The organism is Georgenia sp. 311 (assembly GCF_006151955.1).
Classification (GTDB): domain Bacteria; phylum Actinomycetota; class Actinomycetes; order Actinomycetales; family Actinomycetaceae; genus Oceanitalea; species Oceanitalea wutianyii.
Genome location: NZ_VDFS01000037.1, coordinates 27,667 through 45,230 on the forward strand (window position 1 = coordinate 27,667; position 17,564 = coordinate 45,230).

At 75.0% G+C, this 17,564-nt stretch carries 13 protein-coding genes; 1 reads left to right on the forward strand and 12 read right to left on the reverse strand.

Going from position 1 to position 17,564, the window contains the following annotated elements:
* Positions 1-91 precede the first annotated feature (91 nt).
* The 3 genes from FHE66_RS06450 to fdxA form a co-directional block, all read right to left on the reverse strand.
* Positions 92-1,387 (reverse strand): citrate synthase, encoded by a 1,296-nt coding sequence (locus FHE66_RS06450; protein ID WP_139072152.1) that lies wholly within the window; start codon positions 1,385-1,387, stop codon positions 92-94.
* A gap of 163 nt (positions 1,388-1,550) precedes the next feature.
* Positions 1,551-2,690 (reverse strand): succinyldiaminopimelate transaminase, encoded by a 1,140-nt coding sequence (gene dapC / locus FHE66_RS06455; RefSeq protein ID WP_139072153.1) that lies wholly within the window; start codon positions 2,688-2,690, stop codon positions 1,551-1,553.
* A 2-nt stretch (positions 2,691-2,692) separates the two neighbouring features.
* Complete coding sequence (gene fdxA / locus FHE66_RS06460; RefSeq protein WP_139072154.1) at positions 2,693-3,010, reverse strand: ferredoxin; 318 nt, start codon at positions 3,008-3,010, stop codon at positions 2,693-2,695.
* 147 nt (positions 3,011-3,157) lie between these two features.
* On the opposite strand from fdxA, the gene FHE66_RS06465 reads away from it, so the two are divergent.
* Entirely contained in the window at positions 3,158-3,454 is a 297-nt protein-coding gene (locus tag FHE66_RS06465; RefSeq protein ID WP_255303627.1) for an acetyltransferase, read from the forward strand.
* Here the strand turns inward: FHE66_RS06465 and FHE66_RS06470 are convergent.
* The 9 genes from FHE66_RS06470 to FHE66_RS06510 all read right to left on the reverse strand — a co-directional run.
* Positions 3,385-5,136 carry a VanW family protein gene (locus FHE66_RS06470; protein WP_176554680.1) on the reverse strand — a complete coding sequence of 584 codons (1,752 nt, stop codon included), beginning with the start codon at positions 5,134-5,136 and terminating at the stop codon, positions 3,385-3,387. The two genes, FHE66_RS06465 and FHE66_RS06470, sit on opposite strands and share 70 nt — an antisense overlap.
* A gap of 34 nt (positions 5,137-5,170) precedes the next feature.
* Positions 5,171-5,668 (reverse strand): flavin reductase family protein, encoded by a 498-nt coding sequence (locus tag FHE66_RS06475; RefSeq protein ID WP_230976515.1) that lies wholly within the window; start codon positions 5,666-5,668, stop codon positions 5,171-5,173.
* On the reverse strand, positions 5,665-7,224 hold the full coding sequence (locus FHE66_RS06480; protein WP_139072156.1) for a PIG-L family deacetylase: 1,560 nt from the start codon (positions 7,222-7,224) through the stop codon (positions 5,665-5,667). Before FHE66_RS06480 ends, FHE66_RS06475 begins: the two co-directional genes overlap by 4 nt.
* Positions 7,225-7,235: 11 nt before the next feature.
* Entirely contained in the window at positions 7,236-9,143 is a 1,908-nt protein-coding gene (typA, locus tag FHE66_RS06485) for a translational GTPase TypA (RefSeq protein WP_139072157.1), read from the reverse strand.
* 405 nt (positions 9,144-9,548) lie between these two features.
* Entirely contained in the window at positions 9,549-10,610 is a 1,062-nt protein-coding gene (locus FHE66_RS06490; protein ID WP_139072158.1) for a hypothetical protein, read from the reverse strand.
* Positions 10,611-10,924: 314 nt separating this feature from the next.
* Positions 10,925-11,611 carry an ABC transporter ATP-binding protein gene (locus FHE66_RS06495; protein ID WP_139072159.1) on the reverse strand — a complete coding sequence of 229 codons (687 nt, stop codon included), beginning with the start codon at positions 11,609-11,611 and terminating at the stop codon, positions 10,925-10,927.
* The gene (locus FHE66_RS06500) at positions 11,604-12,533 is read right to left on the reverse strand and encodes an ABC transporter ATP-binding protein (RefSeq protein ID WP_255303634.1); all 930 of its coding nucleotides are present in this window, start codon (positions 12,531-12,533) and stop codon (positions 11,604-11,606) included. Before FHE66_RS06500 ends, FHE66_RS06495 begins: the two co-directional genes overlap by 8 nt.
* Before the next feature lie 11 nt (positions 12,534-12,544).
* Positions 12,545-15,331: an FtsX-like permease family protein gene (locus tag FHE66_RS06505; protein ID WP_139072161.1), complete on the reverse strand. Its 2,787-nt coding sequence runs from the start codon at positions 15,329-15,331 to the stop codon at positions 12,545-12,547.
* Positions 15,328-17,564, reverse strand: a 2,237-nt coding sequence (locus FHE66_RS06510) for an ABC transporter permease (RefSeq protein ID WP_176554681.1), incomplete at its 5' end; no start/stop codon positions are given. The genes FHE66_RS06505 and FHE66_RS06510, both read right to left, overlap by 4 nt.

The window sequence follows — 17,564 nt, forward strand, 5'->3', positions numbered from 1 at the left end:
GCCCCGCACCCCCGGCGCAACATGCGGGACGCCCCGGCGTCCGGGTCTCGGGAGAGAGCCGGACGCCGGGGCGTCGCCGTGCGGGAGCGGGTCAGCGCTCGGAGATGTCCGTGTACTGACGCTCGGTCTCGCCGATGTACACCTGGCGGGGACGGCCGATCTTCGTCGCCGGGTCGGTGATCATCTCGCGGTACTGGGCGATCCACCCGGGCAGGCGGCCCAGGGCGAACAGCGGGGTGAACATCTGGGTGGGGAAGCCCATGGCCTTGTAGATGAGGCCGGTGTAGAAGTCGACGTTCGGGTAGAGCTTGCGCTCGACGAAGTAGTCGTCGTTGAGCGCGATCTCCTCCAGGCCCATCGCGATCTCGAGCAGCTCGTCGGACTTGCCGAGCTTGCCGAGCACCTCGTGCGCCGCCTCCTTGACGATGGCCGCACGCGGGTCGTAGTGCTTGTAGACCCGGTGGCCGAAGCCCATGAGGCGGACGCCGTCCTCCTTGTCCTTCACCCTGCGCATGAAGTCGTCGACGCCGCCACCCTCGGCCTGGATCTTGCCGAGCATGTCGAGCACGGCCTCGTTGGCGCCGCCGTGCAGCGGGCCGGACAGCGCGCCGACCCCGGCGGCGATCGAGGCGTAGATGTTCGCGTGCGAGGAGCCGACCATGCGCACCGTGGAGGTGGAGCAGTTCTGCTCGTGGTCGGCGTGGAGGATGAGGAGCATGTCCAGCGCCTTGACCAGCGCGGGGTCGACGTCCTCCTGGTAGGGCAGCGCGAACGTCATGCGCAGGAAGTCCTCGACGTAGCTCTTCGAGGCGTCCGGGTAGAGCAGCGGCAGGCCGGTGGCGCGCTTGGCGATGTAGGCGATCATCGTCGGCACCTTGGCCATGAGGAGCACCGTGGCGGTCTCCAGCTGGTGCGGGTCCTTCGGGTCCAGCGTGTGCTGGTAGTACGTCGCGAGCGCGGAGATCCCGGCCTGGAGGACGGCCATCGGGTGACCGTTGCGCGGGAAGGCGGTGAAGAACTCCTTGAAGTCCTCGTGGAGGATCGTGTGCCGCTTGATCCGGCGGGTGACGGCGTCGAGCGTCTCCTCGTCGGGGAGCTCGCCGTAGATGAGCAGGTAGGCGGTCTCGAGGAAGGAGGAGTTCTTCGCGAGCTGGTCGATCGGGTAGCCGCGGTAGCGCAGGATCCCCTCGTCGCCGTCGATGTAGGTGATCGCCGACTCCGTCGACGCGGTGTTCATGAAGCCCGGGTCGAGCGTGACGAGCCCGGTCTCCTTGAGCAGCGAGGCGATCTTCACCCCGTCGTTGCCCTCTCGCGCCGGGACGCGTTCGAACTCGACCCGCTTGCCATCGACGTCGAACTGCGCCGGGGTGAGAGTGGCCTCGGACATAGGGGGTGCCTCCTCAGGCGTCGGACTCCGGGCGCTCGTGGCGCCCGTGACCGCCGCACCGTCGAGGCGGAGGCCCCATCGGTCCGCACGGTCTGGTCAATTTGTTCCATATGAAGGGTAAACCATGACGCGCAGTGGTCCTGCCGGGCGTCACCCGGGTGCCTCAGACGGTGAGCGGCGCGGCCGCGAGCCGTTCCGCGGCCGCTGCGATGCGCTCGTCGCTCGCCGTGAGCGCGATGCGAACGTGGCGCGCGCCAGCCGGCCCGTAGAACTCACCGGGTGCGACGAGGATGCCCCGCTCGGCGAGCGCGGCGACGACGGCGCGGCAGTCGGCGTCCTGCCCGGGGAGCGTGGCCCACAGGTAGAGCCCCGCCTCGCTCTCCGGTGCGACCGCCAGCCCGGCGGCCGTGCAGGCGGCGAGGAGCGTCTCGCGCCGGGCGCGGTACCGCTCGCGCTGGACGGCGACGTGCTCGTCGTCGTCGAGCGCCGCGGCGAGCGCGGCCTGGACCGGCGCGGGCATCATCATCCCGACGTGCTTGCGCACCTCGAGCAGCCTGCGGACGATCGCGGGGTCCCCGGCGGCGAACGCGGCCCGGTAGCCGGCGAGGTTGGACTGCTTGCTCGCCGAGTACAGGACGAGCAGGCCCTCGTGGCTGTCGCCGCACACCCGCGGGTCGAGCAGGCTCGGCACGCCCTCGCTCGCCCACGGCTCGGCCCACCCGAGCTCGGCGTAGCACTCGTCGCTCGCGACGACGACGCCCCGCGCCCGCGCCCACTCCACAACCTTGCGCAGGTGCTCGACGCCGAGCACCTTGCCCGTCGGGTTGGACGGGGAGTTGAGCCACAGCAGCCGCACCCGGCCGGGCCCGACGGCGGTGGTCGCGTCGGCCGGGAACGGCTCGGCGCCTGCGAGGCGCGCGCCGACGTCGTAGGTCGGGTAGGCGATCTCGGGGTGGACGACGACGTCGCCCTCACCCAGCCCGAGCAGCGCGGGCAGCAGCGCGACGAGCTCCTTGGAGCCGATCGTCGGCAGCACCTGCTCGGGGGTCAGCCCGGGGACGCCGCGACGGCGGGCGAACCAGTCGACCACCGCCTGCCGCAGCCGGTCGGTGCCCTGCGTCGTCGGGTACCCCGGGGAGTCCGCCGCCGCGACGAGCGCGTCCTGGACCACGCGCGGCGTGGGGTCCACCGGCGTCCCGACCGACAGGTCGACGATCCCGCCGGGGTGCGCCTCGGCACGGCGACGCGCGCCGGCCAGGCTGTCCCACGGGAAGCTCGGCAGCGCGTCGCCGAACAGCCCCACCCTCAGGCCTGCGGGGGGAGGGCGGCGACCAGCGGGTGGTCCTTGTCGATCTGGCCCATCTTGGCCGCGCCGCCGGGCGAGCCGATGCCGTCGAAGAAGTTGACGTTGGCGTCGTAGTACCCCGACCACTGCTCGGGGACGTCGTCCTCGTAGTAGATCGCCTCGACGGGGCAGACCGGTTCACAGGCACCGCAGTCCACGCACTCGTCCGGGTGGATGTAGAGCATCCGCTTGCCCTCGTAGATGCAGTCCACGGGGCACTCGTCGACGCAAGCCAGGTCCTTGACGTCCACGCAGGGCTGCGCGATGACGTAGGTCACGGGTTCCCTCCCTCTGCACGGCCTCCGCCGCGCCTGTCGGTCCGCTGCCTAGTATCCCCTACTCGGGTCGGCCGTCCCATCGTGCGGCACCCGGCAGCGGTCGGCCACCGCCGGGCCCCGGCCGGCGGCGCGCGGCACAATGGCCGGGTGAGACCTCTGTGGGCGGACTGGCCGCCGGGCACCCGCGTGGTGATCCGCTACCGCAGGCCCGAGGGCGGGTTCGCGGACGCGCTCGGTGACCTCGTGCGGGCGGACGACGAGCGCGCCGTCGTGGCGACCCGGCGCGGGGAGGTCGAGGTCCCGGCCGCCGCCGTCGTCGTCGGCAAGCCGGTGCCACCGCCCCCGCCGCGCCGGGCCCCGAAGGGCGCGGAGGGTCAGCCGTCGCTCGGCGGGGAGTCGGCGCTGGGCGGGGAGCCGCACACGACGCGGTCCCACGGGATGTAGCGCGTCGTCCACGACTCGCGGTCGACCTCGGTGCCGTCGTGGGAGACGACGCGGGTGACCGTGACCGTGAAGCCCGGCTCGGGCGAGCTGTTGGCCACGCACGACGGCGAGGAGTTGTAGACCGTCGAGGGCTGGGTGAAGTTGAACCGCTCGCTCGTGCTCGTCGTCACGTCGAAGTACTTCGTGCCCCACAGCCGCACGTGGAACTCCCCGCCGGCGACCCACGCCTGGACGAGCGCGCCGTAGGGGGTGGTGTTGGTCCACTTGAGGTCGACGCTCGGGGTGTAGACCGTCGCCTCGCGGCCCTCGGGGTAGCGGGCGTAGTGGTGGGAGTGGGTCTGCCACTCGTCGAGCTCCATGCCGGCGAAGAACGCGGCGTTGAAGACGGTGGTGGAGACCTGGGAGAGCCCGCCGCCCATGCCGCTGGTCTCCAGGCCGTCCACGACGACGCCGGAGGAGACGAACCCGGCCTCGCTCGTGATCGGGCCGAGCGCCTCGATGAGGCTGAACGTCTCGCCGGGCTTGATGAGCGTGTTGCTGATCTTCTCCGCGCCGACGACGAGGTTGCGGGTGCGCTGGGCGTCGTTGTGGAACGGGGTGGCGAACTCCGAGACGACCTCGGTGACGCCCAGCGCCTCGGCGTCGGCGACGGTGAACTCCGGCTCGACCTCACGCAGGACGGCGACGGCGGTGCGGTCGGTGCTGGAGACGGCCGCCGCGGCGACGCTCTCGGCGAGCACCTCCTCGTCGACGTCCATGCCGGTGGCGCCGGGGACGATGGTCGGCGCGCCGTCGCGGATGACGATCTGGGCGTCGCGGGCGGCGGTGCGGACCTCGGGGTCGCGCTCGAGGACGAGGTCCGCCAGCGCGCGCGAGTCGATGACGAGCTCGAGCTGCCCGTCGCTGGGCTCGAGGCTGGCGACGGAGGTGAGGTCGGCGGGGGTGAGCTCGAGGAGCCGTCCCTCGATGTCGACGGCGACGGGCGCACGGGTGAGCGGGCGGGCGATGTCGGCCATCGCCGTCTCCACGGCCTCGGCCCCGACGGCGGGCGGCACCTCGGTGCCGGGCAGCTCGAGCGGCCGCTCACCGGTGAGCCACTCGTCGCGGACGAGCTCGACGGCGGCGGGGACGTCGACCGACAGCCCGGCCTCCGGCTCGGTGACCTGGGCCTCGCCGTCACTCAGCGCGATCGCGCCGTCGACCGGGGCGCGGTCGAGCGTCTCGGCGACCCGCTCGACCTCGGCGCGCAGCGCGTCCTCGTCGACGTCGACGACGGGCCGCACCTCGGACATCCCGAGGAGGTGCGCGACGACGACGCGCGGGTCGAAGGTGAGTCCGGTGACCTGGCCGACGGTCGCCTCGCCGTCGAGCTCGAGCCCGGTGGGCTCCAGGGTGGTCTCCGCCTCGCCGAGCGCGACGGGGACCGGCTCGGTGGTGGCGGTGGCGAGCGTCTCGGTGAGCCGGGCGGTGGCCTCCTCGGCGGTGAGCCCGCCGATGTCGACGCCGGCGACGGTGGCCCCGCGGGGCACGCGGTCCCCGAGGTACCACGAGGCCGCGACGTAGCCGCCCACGAGGACGAGCAGGGCGACGAGGGCGATGATCCAGCCGCGGCGACGACGGCGCGGCTCCTCGTCGGCGAAGTCGACGAGGAGCGACTGGTCGGTCGACGTGTCCGATCGCATCTTCTTACCTCCGGGCTCGCAGGACATCTGCGCGTCAGTGGCGGCCGAGCGGCCGCAGCCGCCCCAGGTGGTGGACGAGCGCACCGGTGGCGGTGCGCCCGAGGGTGGCGTCGAGGACCTGCCCGACGACGACGTCGTGGTCCCCGGCGTTGCGCACCCACTGGGTGCGGCACTCGAGCCAGCCCTGCGCGTCCTCGAGGAGCGCGGCGCCGGTGAGGGGACCGCGGTGGTGGTCGATGCCGACGAGCTGCCCCAGGGCCGGACGGCCGGGGCTGGCCAGACGCTCGGCGGCGACGCCGGCCTCGCCGTCGAGGATGCTCACGCCCCAGGTGTCGACGGCGTCGAGCGCCTCACGGATGCGGGCGTCGGTGTGGACGCAGAAGAGCACCATCGGCGGGTGCAGGGACACCGAGGTGAGGGCCGTCGCGGTCATCGCGAGGTCGGTAGCGCCCTGACGCAGGGTGACGACGGTGACGCCGGCGGCCAGGCGCTGCATGGTCGCGCGGTAACGCTCCACCAGCTCCTCGCTCACCGCAGCCGCCCGTCCGAGAACCACCGTCGGGGCAGGAAGGCGGCCGCGAGGGACACGAGGGGTGCCCCGAAGAGCCACACGTAGCTCACGGTCTCGTTGGTGACGAGCACGTCCCCGCCGGGGCGCAGGAACGCCATCGCCTGGGTCATGAGGACGACGGCGAGCACGGTGAGGAGCAGGCCGCCGCTGCCCGCGATGGCGCGCGCGGCGATCGCGGCGGACAGCACCCCGGCCAGCCCGAGGACGACGCCGACCGGCCAGCCCTCGACGGCGTAGCGGTGGACGACCGTGCCGAGCGTCGCCATGACGATCCCCGCGAGCACGGCGACGACGGCGCCGGTGGCGCCACCGCTCGGGGCGAGCCGGGAGGCGCGCGGACGCTCGGGCCGCTCGTCGTCGCCGCGGTCGACGCCGGGGCGCCCGACGTGCGCGGTGCTCGAGGAGCCGGTCGAACGGACGAGGGTGGCCGCCTGCTCGGGGGTGAACCCGGCGGTCGGGGGCGGCAGCCGGTGCACGGTGGCGCCCGGGGCGTCGTCCGCTGCCGCGCCGGTGGCGCCGCCGGGCACCGCGGGAGTGACGGCGGAGAGCGCCGCGAGGAGGTCGGTGGCGTCGTCCCCGGGGGCGGTGCGCACGTAGACGCGGTCGAGCAGCGGGGCGAGGACGTCGTTGCTCAGCGCGAAGTAGCCGACGAGCCGCTGCCCGTCGACGGGAGCGACGGCCTGGGCCTGGGTGCGGTGGCGGCGCAGTGCCGCGACGAGCCGCTCGGCGACCGGCCGCACGTCGAAGGAGGCGGTGACCTGCGTGGCGGGCACGGCGATGGACGGCAGCTCCTCGACGGCGTCGGGCACGGTGAGGACCGCGCCCTCCGGGGAGTGGAGCGGCGCGTGGCCGGCGAGGGTGTCGCGCAGCTCGGCCGTCGCGGCCCGTACGTGGTCCTGCTCCTGCGCCACCCACAGCACCGTCGGCACCCGCCAGGGCGCGAGCCCGGGCAGGACCTCGGGGTCCTCGAGCCCCGCGAGCTCGACGGCGCGGGTCGTCACCTCGTGGGCGCGGACGTGGTCCGGGTGCCCGTACCCGCCGCCCGGCTCCTCGGTGAGCACCACCGTCGGTCGTACGTGGCGGATCACGACGGCGAGCAGGAGCGCCGCGACGTCGAGGTCGACGGCGGTGAACGCCTCGGACCCGGTGTCCTCCGCGGGACCGGCGAGGCCGGGCCGCAGCCAGCGCATGCCGGAGTCGCGGAAGCGCGCCGGCCGCCGGCCCTCGAGGGCCGGGACCTGGTCGAGATAGAGGTGACGGTGGACGCCCAGCTCGGCGAGCGCCGAGGACAGCTCGCCCTCCCGCTCACGGGCGAGCCCGTCACGGTCGGTGCGCAGGTGCGCGAGGTCCGGTGGGACGACGTCGCCGCGCTCGCCGCGCGTGCAGGTGACGACGGAGACGTCGACACCGGCCGCGACGGCGAGCGCGAGCAGCCCGCCCGCCCCGATCGTCTCGTCGTCGGGGTGGGCGAAGACGCCGAGGAGGCGCTGCTGCTCAGGCTGCTGCTGCGACGTCATCACCTCATCGGTCAGGCGCGGCGGAGGCGGGCCGCCGCCTTCGCCCGCTCCGTCTGGTCGAGGATCACCTTACGGATGCGCACCGCGTCCGGGGTGACCTCGACGCACTCGTCGTTGTTCGCGAACTCGAGGGACTCCTCGAGCGTGAGGCGACGCGGCGGCACGAGGTTCTCGAAGGAGTCCGAGGCCGCCGCGCGCATGTTCGTCAGCTTCTTCTCCTTGGTGATGTTGACGTCCATGTCGTCACCGCGGGCGCTCTCCCCGACGATCTGGCCCTCGTAGACGAGCGAGGTGGGCTCGACGATGAAGGAGCCGCGCTCCTGGAGGTTGATCATCGCGTACGGGGTCACCACGCCGGCGCGGTCGGCGACCATCGAGCCGTTGGTGCGCAGCTCGATCGGGCCGTGCCACGGCTCGTAGCCCTCGGCGATGGAGGAGGCGATGCCGGTGCCGCGGGTCTCGGTGAGGAACTTGGTGCGGAAGCCGATGAGGCCACGGGCGGGGACGACGAACTCCATGCGCACCCAGCCGGTGCCGTGGTTCGACATCGTCTCCATGCGGCCCTTGCGCTGGGCGAGGAGCTGGGTGACGGCGCCGAGGAACTCCTCGGGGACGTCGATGGTCATGCGCTCCATCGGCTCGTGGGTGCGGCCGTCGATGGTCTTGGTGACCACCTGCGGCTTGCCGACGGTGAGCTCGAAGCCCTCGCGGCGCATCTGCTCGACGAGGATCGCCAGCGCGAGCTCGCCACGGCCCTGGACCTCCCACGCGTCGGGACGCTCGGTGGGGAGGATCTTGAGGGAGACGTTGCCGATGAGCTCGCGGTCGAGACGGTCCTTGACCTGACGCGCGGTGACCTTGGCGCCCTTGACCTTGCCGGCGAGCGGGGAGGTGTTGATGCCGATGGTCATCGAGATCGCGGGGTCGTCGACCGTGATGAGCGGCAGCGGGCGCGGGTCCTCGAGGTCGACGAGCGACTCACCGATGGTGATCTCCTCGATGCCGGCGACGGCGACGATGTCACCGGCGTGGGCGACCTCGGTCGGGACGCGATCGAGGGCGACGGTACGCAGGAGCTCGGAGATGCGGACAGGCTTGAGGGTGCCGTCGCGGCGGGCCCAGCCCACGCTCTGGCCCTTGCGCAGCTCGCCGTTGTGGATGCGCAGGAGCGCGAGGCGGCCGAGGAACGGGGAGGCGTCGAGGTTGGTCACGTGCGCCTGCAGCGGCGCGTCCGCCTCGTACGTGGGGGCGGGGATCGTCGCGAGGATCGTCTCGAAGAGCGGCTCGAGGTCGCGGTTGTCCGGCAGCGCGCCGTCGGCGGGCTGCTCGAGGGAGGCGCGGCGCGCCTTGGCGGAGGCGTAGACGACGGGCACGTCGAGGACGGCGTCGAGGTCGAGGTCCGGGACCTCGTCGGCGAGGTCGCCCGCGAGGCCGAGGAGGAGGTCGGTCGTCTCGGCGACGACGGCGGCGATCCGCGCGTCGGGCCGGTCGACCTTGTTGACGACGACGATGACCGGCAGCTTGGCCGCGAGCGCCTTGCGCAGGACGAAGCGGGTCTGGGGCAGCGGGCCCTCGCTCGCGTCGACGAGGAGGACGACGCCGTCGACCATGGACAGGCCGCGCTCGACCTCACCACCGAAGTCGGCGTGGCCGGGGGTGTCGATGACGTTGATCGTCACGCCGTCGGGGGCGCCCTGTGCGGCGGCGGCGGGCCCGGTGTAGTGCACCGTGGTGTTCTTCGCGAGAATGGTGATGCCCTTCTCGCGCTCGAGGTCACCGGAGTCCATCGCCCGCTCGTCGACGTGCTGGTGGTCACCGAAAGCGCCCGACATCCAGAGCATGGCGTCGACCATGGTGGTCTTACCGTGGTCGACGTGGGCGACGATCGCGACATTACGCAGGTCAGTGCGGACGGGCATACGCGGAGCTCCTCGAGGCTGGGGCGCCCGCGCGTTGGTCACGCTGAGCCAGAAGGCTGTCGGGCGAAGAGAGGGCACCCGATGATCGAGTGCCGCCGATAAATTCTACTCCCCGCAAGCCGCCGCGCCCAGGGCGCCGAGATGTGTCCCACAGCACGCCCCCTCCTCTGGGACGCCCCCTGGCGCCCGGGGACACCCCCTGCCCAGGGCCGTGAGCCCGCAAACGTGCGTCCCAGAGGGGGCCGCGCCGGCCCCCGCCGCCCGGCGACCACCCCGCCCCCCTCCCCCTCTGGGACACCCCTTGGCGCCCGGGGACGCCCCCTGCACGGGGCTCGACGCCTGCAGAAGGGTGTCCCAGACGGCAGGAGGAGGACGACGACGGCGCGGGCGAGCTGGCCGGACGTCTCAGATGAGGCGGGTGTGGGGCGGGACGACGAGCTCGGGTACCGGGTCCAGCGTCCGGCGGACGGAGGCCGGGAGCGCAGCGACGAGGCGGGCCGCCAGCGCGTCGGGGTCGCGCAGGTCCGTGCGGGTGACGCGCAGGACCCGCGTCACGCCGTCCTCCCGGACGAGGTCCTCGCGCCGCTTCTCGGCGACGAGCGCGGCGGAGGCCTCGGCGTGGCTGCGGACCAGGCCGAGCTCCGGCAGGTACTTGAGCTCGCCGTCGTACTCCACGAGCACCCGGAGGACGACCACCCGCGACCCGTCCGGCCGCTGCTCGGTCCACTCCCAGCCGAGGTCCGCGTAGAACGTCCCGCCGCGGGTGCGGACCTCCAGCTGCACGGTCGGCGTCGGCAGGCCGCGCGAGACGGCCACCCACCGCACGACGCTCTCCATCGGGGACTCCGCGAACGGGTCGGCCGCGGCGATGACGGCCCGCGCCCGCCGTCGTCCATGGCCTCGCCCGTGCCCCACCATCTCGGTGAGGCGCCTTTTCAGCTCGGCCACGTGATCCGCGACGGGCTCCCGGTCGAACCGGTCGGGGCGGACGAGCGCGCGCAGGGCGGAGTCGGCGACGACGAGCGCGTCGCGCGGGTGCATCGTGCGCGCGCACTCGACGACGGTGCGCTCGATCGTCGAGACGCGGATGCCGTGGACCACGGTGACCGAGGAGTCGCCGAAGGGCCCGCGGTGACGGCGGAGGTCCGGTGCGCCGTGCCCGTTCGCCCGTGCGCGCTGCGTGACGTGGACGACGGTGGGCACCCGGTAGAGCCACAGCCCGTGGAGCAGCGCCGCGGACGAGTGGCTGACGACAGCGCCGTTCGTCAGCTTGCGGCTCACCGCCGCGATCCGGGCGAGCGCCTCACGCTCCTGCGCCTGCCACCCACCGTCGGCGCGCGGGGTGAGCGCGCCACGACGCACCCGGTCGAAGCCGCCCGCGCGCACCATCGCGCGCACGGCCTTGGCGTCGAGACCGGAGGTCACGACGATCGGCGGCAGCTCCGGCGGGTCCAGCACGAGTCCCATCGGGGCACGATGCCCGACGCGTGGCTCGGCCCGTCCGCGAGCGCCGCCCGTCCGTGGATCCCAGCAGCGCGGGCCAGCCCCGGGGAGCACCGTCAGTCGGCGCGCGAACGCACCCCCCCTCGCCTGGGACACCCCTTTGCGGATCCAGGGGCACGCGCACGGGGCGTCCCCGGGCGCCAGGGGGCGTCCCAGAGGGAGTTGGGGGTCGGCGCGCCGCCTCCGGACCCCTCGCCTGGGACACCCCTTTGCGGAGCCACGGCCCCGCGCACGGGGCGTCCCCGGGCGCCAGGGGGCGTCCCAGAGGGAGTTGGGGGTCAGGCGGGGGTGAGGAGGGCGCCGTCGTGGAGCTCGACGACGCGGTCGGCGCGGGCCATGAGCACCGGGTCGTGGGTGGAGACGACGGCGGCGAGGCCGCGGGCGTGGGTGAGCTCGGAGATGAGGTCCATGATCGTCGCGGCGGTCGCGGAGTCGAGCTGGCCGGTCGGCTCGTCGGCGATGAGGATGTCCGGCTCGGCCACGAGCGCCCGGGCGATGCCGACCCGCTGCTGCTGCCCGCCGGACAGCTCGTAGGGCCGCTGCCGGGCGTGCCCCGCCAGGCCGACGAGGTCGAGCGCCGCGGCCACCCGCGTCTCCCGTTCCGCCGGCTCCGCCTCGAGCAGCCGCAGCGGGATCTCGACGTTCTCCGCGGCGGACAGGACCGGGATGAGACCGAAGGACTGGAAGACGTACCCCATCCGGGAGCGCCGCACGGCGAGCACCTCCTTCTCCGGCAGCGCGGACAGCTCCCGGCCGTCACCGAGGAGCACCCGTCCGCTCGTCGGCCGGTCGAGCCCGCCGAGCAGGTTGAGCAGCGTCGTCTTGCCGGAGCCGGAGGGCCCGCGCACGACGACGAGCTCCCCCTTCGTCACCGCCATGCTCACGTCGGTGAGGGCGTGGACGTCCCCGGCGCCGGTGGTGAACACCCGGCTCACCCGGTCGGCGGTCAGCAGCGTCTCAGGCATCGGTGCGCTCCTCCTCGTGGCCGGCCCGGCCACAGGCAGTCGGCGGACTCGTCCGCGACGACCCGTCGGGCCAGACGCCGACGTGGTCGGGCTCCAGCGCCAGGCGCACCCGCTCGCGAAGGTCGAGTGCGCTGACGAACTCCTCGGGGAGCTGGAGGCGCCCTGCCCGGTCGAGCACCGCGAACTCCTCCGCGACGTGGACCTCCGCGCCGGAGTCGTCGCGCTCGGTGCGCCGCAGCACCTCGGTGGCGGTGCGGCCGTCGCGGATCTGCACCGTGCGGCGCACGTGCTCGGAGACGGTGGGGTCGTGGGTGACGATGAGGACGGTGACACCGAGCCGCTCGGACGCGCCGCGCAGCGCCTCGAGGACCTCGGCGCTCGTCGCGTCGTCGAGCTCGCCGGTGGGCTCGTCGGCGAGCAGCACGCGCGGTGAGTTGGCCAGGGCGACGGCGATCGCGGTGCGCTGCTGCTCACCGCCGCTCAGCTGCTCGGGCCGGCGGTCGCGGCAGTGCTCGATGCCGAGCAGCTCGAGCAGCTCCTCCACGCGCTCCGCGCGGGCCTTGGCGCCGGACAGGACGAGCGGGACGGCGATGTTCTCGGCGGCGGTGAGGTAGGGCAGGAGGTTGCGCGAGGTCTGCTGCCACACGAAGCCGACGGTGTGGCGCTGGTAGTGCACGCGGTCGGCCCGGCTCATCGTCGCGAGGTCCGTCCCGGCGACGACGGCGGTGCCGCCCGTCGGCCGGTCCAGCCCGGACAGGATGGTGAGCAGCGTCGACTTCCCCGAGCCGGAGGCCCCGACGATGGCGACGACGTCGCCCCGGTCGACGCGCAGGTCGAGCCCCTGGAGGGCCTGCACCTCGACGCCCTCGGTGGAGAAGATGCGTACCAGCCCCTGGCAGAGGATGTCCGGCTCGCCGGTCAGGTCCCTCACGCTCATGTCTCCTCACCCATCCGCAGCTCGGTGGCCACGTCGGCCCGGCTGCTCATCATCGTCGAGACGAGGACGGCCGCGGCCGTCACGACAAGGACCCCGCCGAGCACCGCGCCGGCGGACACGTGGTCGACGACCAGCGCCGGCTGCTCCGCGCCGCCGGTGAGCGCGGTGAGGTCCATCGCCCCGAGGACCACCCAGGGCACGAGGACGCCGAGCACACCGCCGGCCACGACCGACACGACGGCGAGCGGCGCCAGCTCCCACGCGACGATGCCGCGCGCCTGGCGCCGGTCCAGCCCGAGCGTGCGCAGCACCGCGAGCAGCCGCCCACGGGCCGGCGCCCCCATGAGCTGGGTCATGACGACGGCGACCAGGACGAGCACGAGGCTGAGCACGACGGCGACGGCGAGCGCCGCGTTCATCCCCCCGGCCATCGGCGAGGCGAGGAAGTTCCCGGCGTCGCCCGCCGGGTTCTGCGCCCGGGCGACCGGCTCGACCTCCCGGACGCGGTCGAGGACGGTCGTCGGGTCCTGGCCGTCGGCGACGTCGAGCAGGAGGGTGCGGGGCAGCACGCTGCGGCCGGTCGCCTCGGTGAACGCGGCGGCGTCGAGGAGGACGTCGCCCGTGGTTCCGGCCCCGGCGAGGGCGTCCATGACGCCGACGACGTCGAGCGCGAGCCCGTCACCGACCGCCACCTCCAGGCGGTCGCCGACCCCCGCGCCGAGGGTGTCGGCCGCCCCGGCGGACAGCACGGCGGGCACGGCGTCACCGCTGCCCGGCCCCGCGGTGAGGGCGGTGGGGAGAGTGGCGATGCCGACGCCGTCGGCCTGGACGGCGCGGACGTCGTCCGGGTCGAGGACGGCGAGGTCGAGGCGCTCCCCCGACACGCTCACCGTGCCGGCGTCCCCGATCGAGGCGACGGCCGCCACCCCCGGGACGGCCGCGATCTCGGCGACGTGCTCCTCGTCGAAGATCGGGCCGGTGAGGCGGAGGTCGGCGCCGACGGCGCGCCACGCGGTGGTCTGCACGCCCGCCTCGATGGTCGAGCTGAGGACGACGGAGAACATCGCGACCGAGACCCCGATGACGAGCGCGACGGCGGGGACGAGGCCGCCGGCGGGGTCGCGGACGGCGCGGGCCGAGCCGAGGAAGGCAGTGACGCCGCGGCGCCGGCGCAGCACCCCGGCCAGCGCCCGCACCGGCAGCGGGTAGGCGCGCAGGACGAGGACGCAGGTCGCGACGGCGAGCAGCAGCGGCACGGTGGTGAGGAGGAGGTCGGTCTCCCCGGCTCCGGGCTCCACGCCGCGCTGGAGGAGCAGGACGAGCGCCGCGAGGGTGACTCCGAGGACGAGGGCCTCGACGACCCACCGGCGTCGCCCGGGCCGCCGGCCGAGGTCGGCGCGGCTCTCGCGCAGCCCGCGCGGGGAGGTGGTGGCCGCGAGCATGACAGCGGGCACGAGCGCGACGAGCCCGGTGAGGAGGAGGTCGGCGGGCCGGGTGCGCCCCGGGAGCAGGAGGACCGCGAGCACCGCCCCGGCCGCGGCGGCGGGCAGTGAGAGGACGAGCCCCTCGAGCGCGAGCATCGAGCGCAGCTGCCGGCCGGAGCCGCCGCGGGCGGCCATGAGGGCCAGGCCCGGCCGGCGGCGTGCGACGAGCAGCCGCGCGGCGAGGAGGAAGACGGCGAGGGTGACCCCGAGCGGTCCGGCGGCGATGATCGCGAGCACGGTCGACGTCACGGCCTGCTGCTGGGCGACCCGGTCGAGCACGCCGCCGAGGTCGCTGGCGAAGCGGACGGGCAGCGGGCCGGTCTCGCCCGTGCCGAGCGTCTGGGGCGCGGTGAATCGCGTGAGCTGGGCGGCGGCGTCGTCGACGTCCTGCGCGGCGAGCGCCCCGACCTCCACCGGGTACCAGAGCTGGGTGCGCACGGAGGAGACGGGGAACTGCGTGGGCAGCCGGCCGTCCCACGCCGGGCTGACGTAGGCGGCGGCGAGCGCCGAGGTGCCGAGGTTGAGGTCGTCGACGAGGTACGGCTCGGCCGACTGCGGGTTGTGCACCCAGAAGCCGTCGTCGGCGTCCAGGGCGGTGAACGTCCCGGTGAGGAGCACGGGCACGGTGTTGCCCACGACCCGCCGCTCGGTGCCCACCTCCCACTCCAGCGCCTCGGCAGCGGGCGCGGCGAGGACGACCTCGAGCGGGCCGCCCGCGGCGATGGCCTGCCGGACGAGGGCGGTCTCCTCGTCGAGCGTGAGGGAGATGCGCTCGGCGTCGCTGAGCCCCGCGTACGGGTCGACGTGCGTCGGTGGCTCGGGCCAGCGGCCGGCGGTGAGCTCGACGTGCTCGCCGAGCTGCGGGTCGACCTTGAGGCTGAGCCGCTGGGTGCCGATGACGGGGTCGGGCGGGGCCTGGACGTCGAAGGGGGGCGTCGCGACCCAGAAGAGCGGGTCGCCGAGCATGCTGCGCAGCGGCTCGGGCTGCGCCGCGCGCAGCTCCTCGAGGGCGACGAGCGTCCCGCCGAGGCTCTCCTCGACCTCGGGCGCGAAGGGCGTCGTGCCGGGCGCGGGCGCCGGGAGGTCGGGCCACGTGTCCGGCAGGACGGCGACGACGTCGCGCGCGAGCGGGCTGGCCCCGGCGATCTCGTGGGTGGTCTGCCGGTCGTCGACGCCGGCGAGGAGCCGGGGCCAGGCGGTGACGACACCGGAGACGAGCAGGACGAGGAGCACGAGGGCGACGGGGACCGCCTTGTGGGCGGTGGCCTGCCGGGCGGTGAGGCGCAGGAGGCCGGTCATCGCACCTCCTCCCGGTACTCGGCGTCCAGCGCCTGGGCCCGGACGCGGGCGGCGAGCGTGGCGCCGACGACGAGGAGCCCGCCCGCGAGGACGGCGAGGACGCCGAGCGCCGGCAGCACGTCGAGGCGGCCGCCGAGCGGCAGCGGGGAGACGTCGGTGGCGGAGGCGCGGGCGAGGGTGGGGACGAGCACCGCGGAGGCGAGCCACCCGGCGACGACGCCGAGCACGGCGCCGAGCGCGCCGACCCCGAGGAGCTCGGCGGCCCTGCTGCGCGCCTGCGCGGCCGGCGGCAGTCCCAGCGCGCGCAGCACCATGACCTCGCTGCGCCGCTCCCGGGCGAGGGCGAGGACGACGGCGGCGACGCCGGTGAGGGCGAGGAGCGCGGACCCGCCCGCCGCGATCCAGAACGCCTGGCGGACCGAGGCCGCGGAGTCCGTCCGGCCCGTCCCCGCGACCTCGACCTGCGCCTCACGGCCGGCGAGCTCACGGGCGGCCGACGCGACGTCCGCGGCGTCGGTGTCCGCGGCGACGGCGAGCCACACCTGCCGGGGCAGCACGGGGCCGGGCTGCCGGGCCAGGACGTGCTGCCCGAGGGTCGCGAGGTCGACGAGGACGGCGTCCTCCTCCAGACCGCCGGGCAGGGCGTCCGCGACGGCGGTGACGGTGAGGTCGGCGGAGGTACCGGCGAGCGCGAGGGGCAGGGCATCCCCGACGGCGAGGTCGGCCGTGGCGGCGAGGTGGGCGGTGACGACGGCGGGCACGGCGGCGGGGACGTCGGCGGGCACGAGCCGTGCCTCGGCCGTGTCCGTCCCGGCCGGCAGCGCCCCCCGCAGCCCGAGCGGCGGCTCGACGTCGACTGCGGGCCCGAGCGCGTCGCTCGGCGCCCACGTGCCCAGGGGCAGGTCCGCGCCGTCGGCGGCGAGGGAGGCCACGTCGTAGGTGAAGACCGACCCGTAGCGCGGCCCGCTGACCGCGAGGTCGAGGGCGACCACCCGGTAGGGCCCGCCGGGCGGCAGGGCCACCCGGAGCCGGTGCTCCGCGGGCTCGGGCCCGACGAGCGCGTCCTGCCCGTCGGGGTCGGCCGGGAGCTCCCCGACGTCGATCATGCTCAGCGCGCCGTCGGCGTCCGCCAGCCAGAGGGCGGCGGCGAGGGAGAAGTCCCCCTCGCGCAGCCGGGCGAGCTCGTCGGCGACGACCGCCGCGGCCTCCTCCGGGGACAGGCCGTCAAGGGTGACGAGACGGTCGAGGAGCGAGGCGGCCTCGGCCTCGAGGACGTCCTCCGCCCCCTCGGCCGCGGCGAGGGAGGCCCGGACGGTGACGTCGAGCGCGCGGGCGCCGTCGGGCAGGGCGACGCCGGGCGCGGCGGTGGCGAGCCCGGCGGTGGCGCCGGTGAGGCCGAGTCCGTCGGGCAGGCGGGTGAGGTCGTCGAGCCGGCCGGCGGGCAGGGCGGTGAGCGCGACCGGCACCTCACCGAAGCGTCCGGCCTCACGCAGCACGACGCCGGCGGCGGAGACGCCGGGCAGCTCGCGGTAGGGCACCGCCGAGACCGACTGCGGCCGGGCGAGGCGCGAGGTGGTCCCGGCCGGCAGCTCGACGCGCACGTCGGCACCCGTGGCGAGCGCGGCGACGTGCTCGCGCTGGACGGCGGTGGCACCGGCGAAGGACGCGGAGACCGTCGTCGCGCCGACGGCGAGCACGACGAGGACGAGGGGGACGGCGTAGGCGCGCACTCGCCGGGAGACCTGACGCGCGGCGAGCACGCCGACGAGCCCACGGCGGCGGGCGAGGAGCCCGGCGACCACCCGGGCGAGCGGGCCGAGGAGGGCGAGCGCGCTGACGGCGAGGGCGGCGAGGAGGGCGCCGAGGGAAAGGACGGCGAGCACGTCGGCGCCGCCGTCGTCGAGGAGGGGGGTGCCGTGCCGCAGCAGCTGCCAGGTGGACAGGGCGGCGCCCGCCCCGGTGAGCACGAGGGTCCCGGCTGCGGCGGCGCCCCGGAGCCGGCCGGAGCGGTCGGTGGCCGTCCGCCGAGCCGCGGCGCGCGCCTGGAGCCCGGCGACCACCGTCCCGGCGAGGAGCGCGACGACGGCCACGGCGGCACCGACGGTGAGGATCACCGCCCGCTGGGCCTCCCCGCCGTCGAGCCGGCCGACGACGAGCGCCGCGAGGGCCGTCCCGGCGCCGGCGCCGAGGACGCACACGACGCCGAGCTCGGCGGCCGACCACGCCGTGATCT